This is a genomic window from Pseudomonas sp. Irchel 3H9 (genome assembly GCF_900187495.1).
GTDB classification, from domain to species: Bacteria; Pseudomonadota; Gammaproteobacteria; order Pseudomonadales; family Pseudomonadaceae; genus Aquipseudomonas; species Aquipseudomonas sivasensis.
In genome coordinates this window covers 110,346-126,089 of record NZ_FYDK01000003.1, presented here as the reverse complement: position 1 = coordinate 126,089, position 15,744 = coordinate 110,346, and the positions used below count along the sequence as shown (strand labels likewise).

General features: G+C 60.8%; 12 protein-coding genes. 9 read left to right on the top strand and 3 right to left on the bottom strand.

What is annotated here, in order from left to right:
• Positions 1-26 precede the first annotated feature (26 nt).
• Positions 27-1,322, bottom strand: coding sequence for a glycine-betaine demethylase subunit GbcA (gene gbcA, locus CKW32_RS12305; protein WP_032883986.1), 1,296 nt, complete (start codon positions 1,320-1,322; stop codon positions 27-29).
• A 284-nt stretch (positions 1,323-1,606) separates the two neighbouring features.
• Here gbcA and gbcB point away from each other — a divergent pair, with 284 nt between their 5' ends.
• Positions 1,607-2,707 (top strand): glycine-betaine demethylase subunit GbcB, encoded by a 1,101-nt coding sequence (gene gbcB, locus CKW32_RS12295; protein WP_032883983.1) that lies wholly within the window; start codon positions 1,607-1,609, stop codon positions 2,705-2,707.
• Between the two features lie 1,298 nt (positions 2,708-4,005).
• On the opposite strand, the gene CKW32_RS12290 is transcribed toward gbcB, so the two are convergent.
• Complete coding sequence (locus tag CKW32_RS12290) at positions 4,006-5,046, bottom strand: low specificity L-threonine aldolase (RefSeq protein ID WP_032883981.1); 1,041 nt, start codon at positions 5,044-5,046, stop codon at positions 4,006-4,008.
• Positions 5,047-5,136: 90 nt separating this feature from the next.
• Between CKW32_RS12290 and CKW32_RS12285 the strand changes: the two genes are divergently transcribed.
• From CKW32_RS12285 to fdhA, 8 genes are all read left to right on the top strand, one after another.
• Positions 5,137-5,865 carry a TraX family protein gene (locus CKW32_RS12285; RefSeq protein WP_095185078.1) on the top strand — a complete coding sequence of 243 codons (729 nt, stop codon included), beginning with the start codon at positions 5,137-5,139 and terminating at the stop codon, positions 5,863-5,865.
• Positions 5,866-6,103: 238 nt separating this feature from the next.
• Positions 6,104-7,357, top strand: a complete 1,254-nt coding sequence (gene glyA / locus CKW32_RS12280; protein WP_032883977.1) for a serine hydroxymethyltransferase — start codon at positions 6,104-6,106, stop codon at positions 7,355-7,357.
• Between the two features lie 22 nt (positions 7,358-7,379).
• Positions 7,380-8,630: a sarcosine oxidase subunit beta gene (locus CKW32_RS12275; protein WP_010207084.1), complete on the top strand. Its 1,251-nt coding sequence runs from the start codon at positions 7,380-7,382 to the stop codon at positions 8,628-8,630.
• Positions 8,631-8,645: 15 nt separating this feature from the next.
• Positions 8,646-8,948 (top strand): sarcosine oxidase subunit delta, encoded by a 303-nt coding sequence (locus tag CKW32_RS12270; protein WP_095185077.1) that lies wholly within the window; start codon positions 8,646-8,648, stop codon positions 8,946-8,948.
• Positions 8,945-11,962, top strand: a complete 3,018-nt coding sequence (locus tag CKW32_RS12265) for a sarcosine oxidase subunit alpha (protein WP_095185076.1) — start codon at positions 8,945-8,947, stop codon at positions 11,960-11,962. The genes CKW32_RS12270 and CKW32_RS12265 overlap by 4 nt, the downstream gene beginning before the upstream one ends.
• Before the next feature lie 129 nt (positions 11,963-12,091).
• Complete coding sequence (locus CKW32_RS12260) at positions 12,092-12,724, top strand: sarcosine oxidase subunit gamma (protein ID WP_032883974.1); 633 nt, start codon at positions 12,092-12,094, stop codon at positions 12,722-12,724.
• A 168-nt stretch (positions 12,725-12,892) separates the two neighbouring features.
• Positions 12,893-13,750, top strand: coding sequence for a formyltetrahydrofolate deformylase (gene purU / locus CKW32_RS12255; protein ID WP_032883972.1), 858 nt, complete (start codon positions 12,893-12,895; stop codon positions 13,748-13,750).
• A gap of 197 nt (positions 13,751-13,947) precedes the next feature.
• Positions 13,948-15,147, top strand: a complete 1,200-nt coding sequence (gene fdhA / locus CKW32_RS12250) for a formaldehyde dehydrogenase, glutathione-independent (protein ID WP_005792122.1) — start codon at positions 13,948-13,950, stop codon at positions 15,145-15,147.
• Positions 15,148-15,282: 135 nt separating this feature from the next.
• Here fdhA and CKW32_RS12245 read toward each other — a convergent pair whose 3' ends face one another.
• Entirely contained in the window at positions 15,283-15,741 is a 459-nt protein-coding gene (locus tag CKW32_RS12245) for an anti-sigma factor domain-containing protein (RefSeq protein WP_095185075.1), read from the bottom strand.
• Between the last annotated feature and the right edge of the window lie 3 nt (positions 15,742-15,744).

Here is a 15,744-nt window from a genome sequence, read left to right as displayed (position 1 = left end):
CCACCTTGTTGAGCTGCGGGTATCGGTTATTCGTGTGCAGCCACGCCTTTGAGGTAAGGCGCCGGTGCAGCGCCCAGATTGCTCAGCAGGCGCTCGCTGTACCAGTCCACAAAGTTCACCACGCCGAACTCATAGGTCTTGGAGTACGGCCCTGGCTGGTAAGCGGTGGAGTTGATCCCGCGCTGGTTCTCTTCGGCCAAGCGACGGTCCTGGTCGTTGGTGGCGTCCCACACTTGGCGCATGCGCTCCACGTCGTAGTCCACGCCTTCGACGGCGTCCTTGTGCACGATCCACTTGGTGGTGACCATGGTTTCCTGGGCGCTGATTGGCCACACGGTGAACACGATGATGTGATCGCCCATGCAGTGGTTCCAGGAATGCGGCAGGTGCAGGATGCGCATCGAGCCCAGATCGGGGTTTTTGATGCGGCCCATCAGCTTGGCGCAGCCTTGCTTGCCGTCCAGCGTCATCGACACAGTGCCCTTGAGCAGCGGCATGCGCACGATGCGGTTGCGCAGGCCGAAGCTGGCGTGGGCGTAAGGAATTTTTTCCGCGTCCCAAGCGGCTGCGGAGGCGGCCACGTGGTCCTTGAACGCCTGGTCGGCACGCGGGTCGGTGACATCGTCCCATTCCAGCAGGGTCTTGAGCAGTTCCGGGTGCGAGGCGTTGCAGTGGTAGCACTCGCGGTTGTTTTCCAGTACCAGCTTCCAGTTGGCTTTTTCCATCAAGGTGGTTTGCACCGCCACCTTGGTGTTCTCCATGTCGTACGGTTCCATGTAGTGGTTCAGGGTCGACAGGAAGTCATCAATGGCCGGCGGGTTCTCGGCCAGGCTGATGAAGATGTAGCCACCGGCGGTCTTAACGTTCACCGGCTTCAAACCGTACTGCTTCATGTCGAAGTCGGCGCCCATTTCGGTACCGGCAAACAGCAGGCGGCCGTCCAGCTCGTAAGTCCACTGGTGGTAGTGACACACGAGTTTGGCGACCTTGCCCTTGTCACTGGTGCACAGGCGCGAACCGCGATGGCGGCAGACGTTGTGGAACGCATGCACCACGCCTTCGGCGCCACGAATCACGATGATCGGGTTCTTGCCGATTTGCAGGGTCAGGTAGTTACCCTTGGCGGGAATTTCGCAGGTCATGCCGGCGATCAACCACTCTTTCTGGAAAATCTCCTGCATGTCGATATCAAACAGCCGGTCATCAGAGTAGAACGGCTGCGGCAGCGAAAACGTGCGCTCGCGCTCTTGCAGCATTTGCGCGGTGGCCTTGCGTGCGGGTTCCAGCGGATCGCCCAAGCTTAAGGTTGCGGTGACGTCCATCGTGTGTGTCCTCATGGCCATTCTGTGTGGCCGGCGAATAGTGGCTACGGTTGATGCTATGCAAGGCGTAAAGAAAGCGTAGTTGTTGGGTGCGAGTGTGGGGCCGGCGTTGCGACGATCCTTATCCATGGGCGACATGGCCCAATCTGATCCCGACGCGCAACCCCCTGTCGTTGGGGGCTGGTCGCGATAAGTATGTGAATGTCGCAGATAGGTAAATGGGTGGTTCTCGCGTTACGCAGAATCGCCACCATAAAGCCGAATATCGGCAGTGGAGAATCAGCATGTCCAACAGTTTCCTGAATCCAGTAACTACCCAGACCTGGGCCAATGGTCGGCACATCGTCCGTTGCGTCAAAGTCATCCAGGAAACCTGGGACGTGCGCACCTTTTGCTTCATGGCCGACCAGCCGATCCTGTTCTTTTTCAAGCCGGGGCAATTTGTCACCCTGGAGCTGGAAATCGAAGGCCAGCCGATCATGCGCTCGTACACGATTTCGAGCTCGCCCTCGGTGCCTTACAGCTTCTCGGTGACCATCAAGCGTGTGCCGGGCGGCAAGGTGTCCAACTGGCTGCACGACACGCTGCACGAAGGCCAGGAACTGGCGGTACACGGACCGGTGGGGTTGTTCAACGCCATCGACTTCCCAAGCCCCAAAGTCTTGTACCTCAGCGGCGGGGTGGGGATTACTCCCGTGATGTCCATGGCGCGTTGGTTCTACGACACCAACGCCAATGTCGACATGACCTTTATCCACAGCGCCCGCTCGCCCAAAGACATCATTTACCACCGCGAGCTGGAGCACATGGCGTCGCGGATCGATAACTTCAGCCTGCACCTGATTTGTGAGAAGCACGGTCTGGGCGAGCCTTGGGCCGGTTATCGGGGCTACCTGAACCACAAGATGCTCGAACTGATGGTGCCCGACTTCCTGGAGCGCGAAGTGTTCTGCTGCGGCCCGACGCCGTACATGAACGCGGTCAAGCGCCTGCTGGAAGTGGCCGGGTTCGACATGGCGCGCTATCACGAGGAATCCTTCGGTGCGACGCCGCCGGAAGCTCGTGCCGATGCGGTGGAACAAGCCGAACAAGCGGCCGACGCGCCGGAAATCGATTTGGCAGACCTGCATCAGGTGGAATTCATTTCGTCAGGCAAGAGCATCCGCGTGGCGCCGGGCGAAACCGTGCACGCAGCGGCGGCCAAGCTTGGGCTGTTGATCCCGAAAGCTTGCGGCATGGGCATTTGCGGAACGTGCAAGGTGATGAAGCTGGGCGGGGAGGTCGAGATGGACCACAACGGCGGGATCACCGAGGAAGACGAAGCCGACGGTTACATCCTGTCGTGCTGCAGCGTGCCGAAGGGGGATGTGCGTATCGAGTTCTGATTGCTCAAGCAGGCACAACACAGTCCAAATGTGGGAGGGGGCTTGCTCCCGATAGCAAAGTGTCAGCCACTGCATGTGCAAGCTGACCCACCGCCATCGGGAGCAAGCCCCCTCCCGCATTTTTTATGTACATCAGTGAGTCATTGTCAGGCACCCATGACTTCGCGGATGTCTGCGGCCAGTTCGCGCACGCTCTTCCTCCAGGCACAACACAGTCCACATGTGAGAGGGGGCTTGCTCCCGATAGCAGAGTGTCGGCCACTGCATGTGCAAGCTGACCCGCCGCCATCGGGAGCAAGCCCCCTCCCACATTTTTTTATATACATCAGTGAGTCATTGTCAGGCGCCCATGACTTCGCGGATGTCTGCGGCCAGTTCGCACACGCTCTTCCTACAGGCACAACAGGGTCCAAATGTGGGAGGGGGCTTGCTCCCGATAGCAGAGTGTCAGTCACTGCATGTGCAAGCTGACCCACCGCCATCGGGAGCAAGCCCCCTCCCACATTTTTATGCACATCAGTGAGTCATTGTCAGGCGCCCATGACTTCGCGGACGTCTGCGGCCAGTTCGCGCGCGCTCTTCCTGCAGGCACAACACAGTCCAAATGTGGGAGGGGGCTTGCTCCCGATAGCAGGGTGTCAGTCACTGCATGTGCAAGCTGACCCACCGCCATCGGGAGCAAGCCCCCTCCCACATTTTTTTTGTACATCAGTGAGTCATTGTCAGGCACCCATGACTTCGCGGACGTCTGCGGCCAGTTCGCACGCGCTCTTCCTCCAGGCACAACACAGTCCAGATGTGGGAGGGGGCTTGCTCCCGATAGCAGAGTGTCAGCCACTGCATGTGCAAGCTGACCCATCGCCATCGGGAGCAAGCCCCTTCCCACATTTTTATGCACATCAGTGAGTCATTGTCAGGCGCCCATGACTTCGCGGATGTCTGCGGCCAGTTCGCACGTGCTCTTCCTCCAGGCACAACACAGTCCACATGTGGGAGGGGGCTTGCTCCCGATAGCAGAGTGTCAGTCACTGCATGTGCAAGCTGACCCACCGCCATCGGGAGCAAGCCCCCTCCCACATTTTTTATGTACATCAGTGAGTCATTGTCAGGCGCCCATAACTTCGCGGATGTCTGCGGCCAGTTCGCGCACGCTCTTCCTCCAGGCACAACACAGTCCACATGTGGGAGGGGGCTTGCTCCCGATAGCAGAGTGTCAGTCACTGCATGTGCAAGCTGACCCATCGCCATCGGGAGCAAGCCCCCTCCCACATTTTTTTATGTACATCAGTGAGTCATTGTCAGGCGCCCATAACTTCGCGGATGTCTGCGGCCAGTTCGCGCACGCGTTCTTCCTCGGTATCCCACGCGCACATGAATCGCGCGCCGCCTTTACCGATGAAGGTGTAGAAGCGCCAGCCCTTGGCGGTCAACGCGGCAATGGCTGGTTCCGAGAGTTGCAGGAATACGCCGTTGGCCTGTACCGGGAACATCAATTCCACGCCCGGAATATCCGCCACCAGGCTGCTCAGCAGTTGTGCGCAGTGGTTGGCGTGGCGTGCATGTTTGAGCCAGGCGTCGTTTTCCAGCAGCCCCACCCATGGCGCCGACAGGAAGCGCATCTTCGACGCGAGCTGGCCGGCCTGTTTGCAGCGGTAGTCGAAGTCTTCGGCCAGCTTGTGGTTGAAGAACAGGATCGCTTCCCCCACGGCCATGCCGTTTTTGGTGCCGCCAAAGCACAGTACGTCCACACCGGCTTTCCAAGTCAGGTCTGCTGGCGAGCAGCCGAGGAAGGCGCAGGCGTTGGAAAAGCGCGCGCCGTCCATGTGCAGGTTCAGGCCCAGTTCTTTGCAAGTGGCGCTGATGGCGCGGATTTCTTCCGGGGTGTACACGCTGCCGACTTCAGTGGCTTGGGTCAGGGTGACTACGCGGGGTTTGGGGTAATGGATGTCTTGGCGTTTGAGCGCGATCTCGCGGATCGATTCCGGGGTCAGCTTGCCGTTTTCGGTGCGGGCTACGAGCAGTTTGGAGCCGTTGGAGAAAAACTCTGGCGCGCCGCATTCGTCGGTTTCGACGTGGGCCGTTTCCGAGCAAATCACGCTATGGTAGCTCTGGCACAAGGAGGACAGCGCCAGTGAATTGGCGGCGGTGCCGTTGAAGGCGAAGAACACTTCGCAGTCGGTTTCGAACAGGTTGCGGAAACCGTCGGCGGCGCGGTGGGTCCATTCATCATCGCCATAGGCGCGTTGATGGCCTTGGTTGGCTTGTTCCATGGCGGCCCAGGCTTCCGGGCAAATGCCCGAATAGTTGTCACTGGCGAATTGTTGGCTCTTGTCGGTCATGGCCCATTCCTGTGGTCGATGTTGGTGCGCACTTTAACCAAGATTGTCGGGCGTACGCACGCTCTGTAAATGCAAAGTCACTGGGGAATTATGCACGGTACTGAAACGATACCTGTCGGACGTGTCCGTGATGGCGCTTTGGATTTGCTCAAGTGGCTGGCGCTGCTGAGCATGGTGCTCGACCACCTGCGTTATGTCGGCTTGAGCCTCGATGGCCTCTACGTACCGGGGCGCTTGGCGTTCCCGTGGTTTTGCCTGGCGATTGCGGCGAACCTGCACCGCGTCGCAAACGCACCGGTGACTGGGCATTGGCGTTACCTGGGCTGGCTGCTGCTGTTCAGTGTGATCAGCGAAGTGCCGTACCGGATGTTTATCGACGATGCCGATACGTTGAATGTGCTGCCGACCTTGGCCTTGGGCTTGCTGGTTGCCCGGGGATGGCAGCAGAAGGCGCTTATTGATCGAGGATTGGCGTTGATCGCCGCCACGATAGCGGCCGTATTTTCATCCCACTTAATGTTCGGTTTCTTTGGTGTATTGCTGCCATTGGCGATGCTGCTGGTGTTTAGTCGGCCTTGGTATTTCAGTGTGTTGCCGGGCCTGGTCTGCGTCGCGGCCAACCAGTGGCAGATCCTGCTCAATAGCGGCACGCCGGTGGCGCTGTTGGGATTGGCGACCTGCCTGATTGCGCCATTGGCCGGATTGGTCTTATTGCGACATGCCAAAAGCGCCGGGCCCCCGGCCATGCGTCGTTGGGCGTATGTGCTCTATCCCGCGCATTTCCTGCTGCTGCTACTCCTTCGCAAGTTCATCACCTGACCCATTGTGGGAGGGGGCTTGCTCCCGATAGCGGTGGATCAGCTTGCACATGCTGTGGCTGATACACCGCTATCGGGAGCAAGCCCTCTCCCACATTTGTTCTGTGTTGTTCCGGCAATGTCGTAAACGCACCTTTGCGTGGCGTCCGTAGGCATTTGGCCTGTCTGCACCAGCCCTACCATCGCATCAAAGGGCCCTGCGACGGGCCTCAACAATACGAAAGGCTGGGAGAGACGCGATGTTCAGCAAACAAGACCAGATCCAGGGATATGACGACGCACTGCTGGCGGCCATGAATGCCGAAGAGCAGCGTCAGGAAGATCATATCGAGCTGATCGCGTCGGAGAACTACACCAGCAAGCGTGTGATGGAAGCTCAAGGCAGCGGCCTCACCAACAAATACGCCGAAGGCTACCCAGGCAAGCGCTACTACGGCGGCTGCGAGCACGTGGACAAGGTTGAAGCCCTGGCCATCGAGCGCGCCAAGCAACTGTTCGGCGCCGATTACGCCAACGTGCAGCCACACTCCGGTTCGTCTGCCAACAGCGCTGTGTACCTGGCGTTGATCAATGCCGGCGACACCATCCTGGGCATGAGCCTGGCCCACGGCGGTCACCTGACCCACGGCGCCAAAGTGTCGTCCTCGGGCAAGCTCTACAACGCGGTGCAATACGGCATCAACACCGACACCGGCCTGATCGACTACGACGAAGTCGAGCGCCTGGCCGTCGAGCACAAGCCGAAAATGGTGGTGGCCGGGTTCTCTGCCTACTCCAAGACCCTGGATTTCCCACGCTTTCGCGCCATCGCTGACAAAGTCGGCGCGCTGCTGTTCGTCGACATGGCCCACGTCGCCGGCCTGGTTGCCGCCGGCCTGTACCCCAACCCGCTGCCCTACGCAGACGTGGTCACCACCACTACCCACAAGACCCTGCGCGGTCCACGTGGCGGTTTGATCCTGGCCAAGGCCAACGAAGAAATTGAAAAGAAACTCAACGCCGCCGTGTTCCCTGGCGCCCAGGGCGGCCCGCTGATGCATGTGATCGCCGGCAAGGCCGTGTGCTTCAAGGAAGCCCAGGAGCCAGGCTTCAAGGTCTACCAGCAGCAGGTGATCGACAACGCCCAGGCCATGGCCGGCGTGTTTATCAAACGCGGCTACGATGTAGTGTCCGGCGGCACTGATAACCACTTGTTCCTGGTCAGCCTGATCCGTCAGGGCCTCACCGGCAAAGAGGCGGATGCCGCCCTCGGTCGCGCCCACATCACCGTCAACAAAAACGCCGTGCCGAATGACCCGCAGTCGCCGTTCGTGACCTCGGGCCTTCGCATCGGCACCCCGGCGGTGACCACGCGCGGTTTCAAAGTGGCGCAGTGTGTTGAGTTGGCCGGCTGGATCTGCGACATCCTCGACAACCTCGGCGATGCCGACGTCGAGGCCAACGTGGCCAAGCACGTGTCTGCCCTGTGCGCTGATTTCCCGGTTTATCGCTGAGCGCGGTTTTGGAGTAATGACTATGCAACGCTACTCGGGCTTCGGCCTCTTCAAGCACTCCCTCAGCCACCACGAAAACTGGCAGAAGATGTGGCGCACGCCGACCCCTAAGAAGGTCTACGACGTGGTTATCGTCGGCGGCGGCGGGCATGGTCTGGCGACGGCTTACTACCTGGCCAAAGAACACGGCATCACCAACGTGGCCGTGGTCGAGAAAGGTTGGTTGGGCGGCGGTAACACCGCGCGCAACACCACCATCGTGCGTTCCAACTACCTGTGGGATGAGTCGGCGCACCTGTACGAACACGCGATGAAACTGTGGGAAGGCCTGTCCCAGGACCTGAACTACAACGTGATGTTCTCTCAGCGTGGCGTGTACAACCTGTGCCACACCCTGCAGGACATCCGTGATTCCGAGCGGCGTGTGAGCGCCAACCGCCTCAACGGCGTGGACGGCGAACTGCTCAATGCCAAGCAAGTGGCCGACGAGATCCCGTACCTGGATTGCTCCAAGAACACCCGCTACCCGGTGCTTGGCGCCACCGTACAACGTCGCGGCGGCGTTGCCCGTCACGATGCCGTGGCCTGGGGCTTTGCCCGCGCCGCTGACGCACTCGGCGTGGACCTGATCCAGCAGACCGAAGTGATCGGTTTCCGCAAGGAAAACGGCGTGTGCATCGGTGTGGAAACCAACAAGGGTTTTATCGGCGCCAAGCGCGTCGGTGTGGTGACGGCGGGTAACTCCGGCCACATGGCTTCGCTCGCCGGTTTCCGCCTGCCGATCGAATCCCACCCGCTGCAAGCGTTGGTGTCGGAGCCGATCAAGCCGATTATCGACAGCGTGATCATGTCCAACGCCGTGCACGGTTACATCAGCCAGTCCGACAAGGGCGACCTGGTGATCGGCGCCGGTATCGACGGCTACAACGGCTACGGCCAGCGCGGCTCGTACCCGGTGATCGAACACACCATCCAGGCCATTGTCGAGATGTTCCCGGTGCTGTCGCGCGTGCGCATGAACCGTCAGTGGGGCGGCATCGTCGACACCACGCCGGACGCCTGCCCGATCATCTCCAAGACCCCAGTGCCGAACATGTTCTTCAACTGCGGTTGGGGCACCGGTGGCTTCAAGGCTACGCCGGGCTCAGGCAACGTGTTTGCCGCGAGTCTCGCCAAGGGTGAAATGCACCCATTGGCTGCACCTTTCTCCATCGACCGTTTCCACAACGGTGCGTTGATCGACGAACACGGCGCTGCGGCCGTCGCCCACTAACAGGAGAAATTTCCTATGTTGCATATCTTCTGTCCTCACTGTGGCGAACTGCGCTCCGAAGAGGAATTCCACGCGTCCGGCCAAGCGCACATCCCGCGCCCGCTGGACCCGAATGCCTGCACCGACGAGCAGTGGGGCGACTACATGTTCTTCCGCGACAACCCGCGCGGCCTGCATCACGAACTGTGGATCCATGCCGCCGGTTGCCGCCAATATTTCAACGTGACCCGCGACACCGTGACCTACGAAATTCTTGAAACCTACAAGATCGGTGAGAAGCCGCAATTCACCGCCAAGGCCTCTGGAGAGAAGGTATGAGCCAGATCAATCGCCTGTCCAACGGTGGCCGGATCGACCGGAATAAAGTCCTGACCTTCAGCTTCAACGGCCAGAGCTACAAAGGCTTTGAAGGCGATACCCTGGCCGCTGCATTGCTGGCCAACGGCGTCGACATCATTGGCCGCAGCTTCAAGTACTCGCGTCCACGGGGCATCTTTGCTGCCGGCGCTGAAGAGCCAAACGCGGTGCTGCAGATCGGCGCCACCGAAGCCACGCAAATCCCTAACGTGCGCGCCACGCAACAGGCGCTGTACCAAGGCCTGGTCGCCACCAGCACCAACGGCTGGCCGAGCGTCAACAACGACATGATGGGCATTCTCGGCAAGGTCGGCGGCAAGCTGATGCCGCCGGGTTTCTACTACAAAACCTTCATGTACCCGCAATCGTTCTGGATGACCTACGAGAAGTACATCCGTAAGGCCGCAGGGCTGGGTCGCTCGCCGACCGAGAACGACCCGGACACCTACGACAACTTCAACCGTCACTGCGACGTGCTGGTGGTCGGCGCAGGCCCCGCCGGCCTCGCTGCTGCACTGGCTGCTGCGCGCAGCGGTGCCCGCGTGATCATCGCCGATGAGCAGGAAGAGTTCGGCGGTTCGCTGCTCGATTCCCGCGAAAGCCTCGACGGCAAGCCGGCCACTGAATGGGTCGCGAGTGTCATCGCCGAACTGAAATCCCTGCCGGACGTGGTGCTGCTGCCCCGCGCCACCGTCAACGGTTACCACGACCATAACTTCCTGACCATTCACGAGCGCCTCACCGATCACTTGGGTGACCGTGCGCCGATTGGTGTGGTGCGCCAGCGCATCCACCGCGTGCGTGCCAAGCGTGTGGTCCTGGCGACCGGTGCTTGCGAGCGTCCGCTGGTGTACGGCAACAACGACGTGCCGGGCAATATGCTCGCGGGTGCAGTGTCCACCTACGTGCGTCGCTATGGCGTAGCGCCGGGTAAAAAGCTGGTGCTGTCGACCAACAACGACCACGCTTACCGCGTTGCGCTGGACTGGCTCGATGCCGGTCTGCAAGTGGTGGCGGTGGCTGATGTGCGCCACAACCCACGCGGCGCGCTGGTTGAAGAAGCTCGCGCCAAAGGTATTCGTATCCTCACCGGCAGCGCCGTGATCGAGGCTCGTGGCACCAAGCGCGTGACCGCTGCGCGTATCGCCGCGATCGACGTCAAGGCGCATAAAGTCACCAGCCCCGGCGAGTGGCTGGACTGCGACCTGGTGGCCAGCTCCGGCGGCTACAGCCCGGTGGTCCACTTGGCCTCGCACCTGGGTGGAAAGCCGACCTGGCGCGAAGACATCCTCGGTTTTGTACCGGGCGAAGCACCGCAGAAACGTGTGTGCGTCGGTGGCATCAACGGCGTCTACGGCCTTGGCGATTCCCTGGCGGATGGTTTTGAAGGCGGCGTACGCGCGGCCAGCGAAGCCGGTTTTGCCCCGGTGGAAGGTACGCTGCCAAAAGCCTTGAGCCGTCTGGAAGAGCCAACCCTGGCGCTGTTCCAAGTGCCTCACGAGAAAGCTACCGCACGGGCGCCGAAGCAATTTGTCGACCTGCAGAACGACGTCACCGCCGCCGCCATCGAACTCGCCACCCGCGAAGGTTTCGAGTCGGTGGAACACGTCAAACGCTACACCGCGTTGGGCTTCGGCACCGACCAGGGCAAGCTCGGCAACGTCAACGGCCTGGCGATTGCCGCGCGCTCGCTGAACGTGACCATCCCGCAGATGGGCACCACCATGTTCCGCCCCAACTACACGCCGGTGACCTTCGGCGCGGTAGCGGGCCGGCACTGTGGGCACATCTTCGAACCCGTGCGCTACACCGCGCTGCAAGCCTGGCACGTGAAAAACGGCGCCGAGTTTGAAGACGTCGGTCAGTGGAAACGCCCGTGGTACTTCCCGCGCAACGGTGAAGACCTGCACGCCGCCGTGAAACGCGAATGCCTGGCCGTGCGCGACAGCGTCGGCCTGCTGGATGCGTCCACCCTCGGCAAGATCGACATCCAGGGCCCGGATGCGCGCGAGTTCCTCAACCGCATCTACAGCAACGCCTGGACCAAGCTCGATGTGGGCAAGGCGCGTTACGGCCTGATGTGCAAGGAAGATGGCATGGTCTTCGATGACGGCGTCACCGCCTGTCTCGCCGACAACCACTTCCTGATGACCACCACCACCGGCGGCGCCGCCCGTGTGCTGCAGTGGCTGGAAATCTACCAACAGACCGAATGGCCGGACCTCAAGGTGTACTTCACCTCGGTCACCGACCATTGGGCGACCATGACCCTGTCCGGTCCTAACAGCCGCAAGCTGCTGGCCGAAGTCACCGACATCGACCTGGACAAGGACGGTTTCCCGTTCATGACTTGGAAAGAAGGCCTGGTGGGCGGTGTGCCGGCGCGGGTGTTCCGTATCTCGTTTACCGGTGAGCTGTCGTACGAAGTCAACGTGCAGGCCGACTACGCCATGGGCGTGCTGGAACAGATCGTCGAGGCCGGCAAGAAATACAACCTGACCCCGTACGGCACCGAAACCATGCACGTACTGCGAGCCGAGAAGGGCTTCATCATCGTCGGCCAGGACACCGACGGCTCGATGACCCCGGACGACCTGAACATGGGCTGGTGCGTTGGCCGCACCAAACCGTTCTCGTGGATCGGCTGGCGTGGGATGAACCGTGAAGACTGCGTGCGCGAAGAGCGTAAGCAACTGGTGGGCTTGAAGCCGATCGACCCGACTGTGTGGCTGCCGGAAGGCGCGCAACTGGTGTTCGATCCGAAGCAGTCGATCCCGATGAAGATGGTCGGCCACGTCACCTCAAGTTATGCGCATAACTCCCTGGGCTATTCGTTTGCCATGGGCGTGGTGAAGGGCGGCTTGAAGCGCATCGGCGAGCGGGTGTTCTCACCCCAGGCGGATGGCAGCGTGATCGAGGCGGAGATTGTGTCTTCGGTGTTCTTTGATCCTAAGGGTGATCGGCAGAACATCTGATAGACCGCGGCGCGGCCATCGGGAGCAAGCCTCCTCCCACATTTTGATGGGTGAATACTTTCAAATGTGGGAGGGGGCTTGCCCCCGATGAGGCCAGAACAGTCACCCCAGAATTCAGATAGGTGCTTTATGACAGCAGCCAATGTTTACCAACAACGCCCCACCTCCGGCGCCAAGGCCGAGTCGTCGCTGCACCATGCCGACCTCGCCAGCCTGGTCGGTAAGGGCCGCAAGAACGCCGGCGTGACCGTGCGTGAAAAGAAACTCCTCGGTCATCTGACCCTTCGTGGTGACGGCCATGACGCAGCCTTCGCCGCCGGCGTACACAAGGCCCTGGGCATCGAACTGCCCGGCGCCCTGCAGGTCATCGTCAAAGGCGAAACCAGCCTGCAATGGCTCGGCCCGGATGAGTGGTTGCTGATCGTGCCAAGCGGTGAGGAATTCGCCGCCGAACAAAACCTGCGCGCCGCTCTGGGTGATTTGCATATCCAGGTCGTCAACGTCAGCGGCGGTCAGCAGATCCTCGAACTGAGCGGCCCGAACGTGCGTGATGTGCTGATGAAATCCACCAGCTACGACGTGCACCCCAACAACTTCCCGGTGGGCAAGGCAGTGGGCACGGTGTTCGCCAAGTCGCAATTGGTGATCCGCCACACGGCTGAAGACACCTGGGAACTGGTGATTCGTCGCAGCTTCTCGGATTACTGGTGGTTGTGGCTGCAGGACGCCTCGGCCGAATTCGGCCTGAGCGTTCAAGCCTGATCGAGTGGGCGCTCTTGTGGCGAGGGGGCTTGCTCCCCGTTGGAGCGCGCAGCGGTCCCACTAAGATCAGCTCATTTTTTCTGCAATAACCGAGTGGCGGGTTTTGGAGCTGCTTCGCAGCTCAACGGGGGACAAGCCCCCTCGCCACAAGGGCCTGAGGATTCCAGTATGAGCCGCGCACCCGATACATGGATTTTGACCGCCGACTGCCCCAGCGTGCTCGGCACGGTGGACGCGGTCACCCGCTATCTGTTCGAACAGGGCTGCTACGTCACCGAGCACCATTCGTTCGATGACCGTCTCTCGGGTCGGTTTTTTATTCGCGTCGAATTCCGCCAGCCGGATGGCTTCGACGAGCAGGCTTTCCGCGATGGCCTGGCCACGCGCGGTGAAGCCTTTGGCATGATCTTCGAGCTGACGGCGCCGAACTACCGGCCAAAAGTGGTGATCATGGTCTCCAAGGCCGATCACTGCCTTAACGACCTGCTGTACCGCCAGCGTATCGGTCAGCTGTCCATGGATGTGGTCGCAGTGGTGTCCAACCATCCCGATCTCAAACCTTTGGCCGACTGGCATCAAATTCCCTACTACCATTTCCCCCTCGACCCCAACGACAAACCGTCCCAGGAGCGTCAGGTGTGGCAGGTGATTGAAGAGACGGGCGCCGAATTGGTGATCCTTGCGCGCTACATGCAAGTGCTGTCGCCGGAGCTGTGCCGCAAGCTGGACGGCAAGGCCATCAATATCCACCACTCGTTGCTGCCGGGGTTCAAGGGTGCCAAGCCTTATCACCAGGCGTACAACAAGGGCGTGAAACTCGTCGGCGCTACGGCGCATTACATCAACAACGATCTGGACGAAGGTCCGATCATCGCCCAAGGCGTGGAGGTGGTGGATCACAGCCACTATCCCGAGGATTTGATTGCCAAGGGGCGGGACATCGAAGGGCTGACATTGGCGCGGGCGGTGGGGTATCACATTGAGCGGCGGGTGTTCTTGAATGCCAATCGGACGGTGGTGCTCTGACTGCCGCCATCGGGAGCAAGCCCCCTCCCACATTCGACCGCATGCCAAAGGTAGAACTCGGTCAACTGTGGGAGGGGGCTTGCCCCCGATGAGGCCCTCACAAACAACGCAATAACAGCATCTGTACCCGAGCACTTAAACGCGCTGCCCACCCAACGGGCAACGCAGTTCCATAAAAACAACAGCGAGGTGAAAGCATGTCTGGTAATCGTGGTGTCGTGTATCTCGGCAACGGCAAGGTCGAAGTACAGAAAATCGACTATCCCAAAATGCAGGACCCCCGTGGCAGGAAGATTGAACACGGCGTCATCCTGCGCGTGGTCTCCACCAACATCTGCGGCTCCGACCAACACATGGTGCGCGGCCGCACCACCGCCCAGACCGGCCTGGTGCTCGGTCACGAGATCACCGGTGAAGTGATCGAGAAGGGCAGCGACGTCGAAAACCTGAAGATCGGCGACCTGGTTTCCGTCCCCTTCAACGTCGCCTGCGGCCGCTGCCGCTCCTGCAAAGAACAGCACACCGGCGTGTGCCTGACCGTCAACCCGGCCCGTGCCGGTGGTGCTTATGGCTACGTCGATATGGGCGACTGGACCGGTGGTCAGGCCGAGTACGTGCTGGTGCCGTACGCCGACTTCAACCTGCTCAAACTGCCCGACCGTGACAAGGCCATGGAGAAAATCCGTGACCTGACCTGCCTCTCCGACATTCTCCCCACCGGCTACCACGGCGCGGTGACTGCTGGCGTTGGCCCTGGCAGCACCGTCTACATCGCCGGCGCCGGTCCCGTCGGCCTGGCAGCTGCTGCGTCTGCACGCCTGTTGGGCGCGGCGGTGGTGATCATCGGCGACGTCAACTCCATCCGCCTGGCCCACGCCAAGGCCCAGGGTTTTGAAATCGTCGACCTCTCCACCGACACCCCATTGCACGAACAAATCGCCGCGCTCCTCGGCGAGCCCGAAGTGGACTGCGCGGTTGACTGCGTAGGCTTTGAAGCACGCGGTCACGGTCACGACGGCGTCAAGGCCGAAGCCCCGGCCACGGTGCTCAACTCACTGATGGGCGTGGTGCGCGTGGCGGGCAAGATCGGTATCCCCGGCCTGTACGTCACCGAAGATCCAGGTGCTGTGGATGCCGCCGCGAAAATGGGCAGCCTGAGCATCCGCTTCGGCCTGGGCTGGGCCAAATCCCACAGCTTCCACACTGGCCAGACGCCAGTGATGAAGTACAACCGCCAACTGATGCAGGCGATCATGTGGGACCGTATCAACATTGCCGAAATCGTCGGTGTGCAGGTGATCAGCCTGGATGACGCACCACGTGGGTATGGCGAGTTCGATGCGGGCGTGCCGAAGAAGTTTGTGATTGATCCGCATAAGTTGTTTAGTGCGGCGTAAATCCCAGGCATACGAAAACCCAAATGTGGGAGGGGGCTTGCTCCCGATAGCGTTCAGTCAGTTACCTATTTACTGGCTGACTCAACGCCATCGGGAGCAAGCCCCCTCCCACAGTGGGTTGTGGTGTTTGGAACATCAGCGGTTGGCCAAAGCCCCCTCATAGACCGTCGGCCCCGTCGGTTGCTTGCTCACTGAGCCGCCTTTGCTCTCCGCACTCACCATCAATTCCACCGGTTTGCTGATCGAGGCCTGCTGCCTCGGGTTCAAGCCGATGATGCCTTCGCCATCCTCCGGTATCAGTCCAAGTGACACGGGCTTGCCGCCGTCGGGTATCGCCCACAGTTCCAGGCTCTGGTCCGGCGCGGGTGCGGTGATGGCGATGGGTTGCACTTCCAGGTAATCCTTGTGCGCCATGACCTGCGCCGCCGGCTGTTGGGTGGTGGTGATCAGGGTGGCGGCGGACTTGACGTTGTCCTGAGTGTAGAACGCGCCGCCGAGGCCGGCGATCACGGCCACGCAGACGCCGATAAACAGGCGTGGACGGCTCCAGAAAGGCGGCTTTGGCTCAATGATTGTGGGGCGTGTCGCGCTCATAAC

Bases quoted from the DNA above. Each gene is read 5' to 3' on its own strand.
- gbcA (WP_032883986.1), bottom strand. From the start codon at position 1,322: ATGGACGTCACCGCAACCTTAAGCTTGGGCGATCCGCTGGAACCCGCA.
- gbcB (WP_032883983.1), top strand. From the start codon at position 1,607: ATGTCCAACAGTTTCCTGAATCCAGTAACTACCCAGACCTGGGCCAAT.
- CKW32_RS12290 (WP_032883981.1), bottom strand. From the start codon at position 5,046: ATGACCGACAAGAGCCAACAATTCGCCAGTGACAACTATTCGGGCATT.
- CKW32_RS12285 (WP_095185078.1), top strand. From the start codon at position 5,137: ATGCACGGTACTGAAACGATACCTGTCGGACGTGTCCGTGATGGCGCT.
- glyA (WP_032883977.1), top strand. From the start codon at position 6,104: ATGTTCAGCAAACAAGACCAGATCCAGGGATATGACGACGCACTGCTG.
- CKW32_RS12275 (WP_010207084.1), top strand. From the start codon at position 7,380: ATGCAACGCTACTCGGGCTTCGGCCTCTTCAAGCACTCCCTCAGCCAC.
- CKW32_RS12270 (WP_095185077.1), top strand. From the start codon at position 8,646: ATGTTGCATATCTTCTGTCCTCACTGTGGCGAACTGCGCTCCGAAGAG.
- CKW32_RS12265 (WP_095185076.1), top strand. From the start codon at position 8,945: ATGAGCCAGATCAATCGCCTGTCCAACGGTGGCCGGATCGACCGGAAT.
- CKW32_RS12260 (WP_032883974.1), top strand. From the start codon at position 12,092: ATGACAGCAGCCAATGTTTACCAACAACGCCCCACCTCCGGCGCCAAG.
- purU (WP_032883972.1), top strand. From the start codon at position 12,893: ATGAGCCGCGCACCCGATACATGGATTTTGACCGCCGACTGCCCCAGC.
- fdhA (WP_005792122.1), top strand. From the start codon at position 13,948: ATGTCTGGTAATCGTGGTGTCGTGTATCTCGGCAACGGCAAGGTCGAA.
- CKW32_RS12245 (WP_095185075.1), bottom strand. From the start codon at position 15,741: ATGAGCGCGACACGCCCCACAATCATTGAGCCAAAGCCGCCTTTCTGG.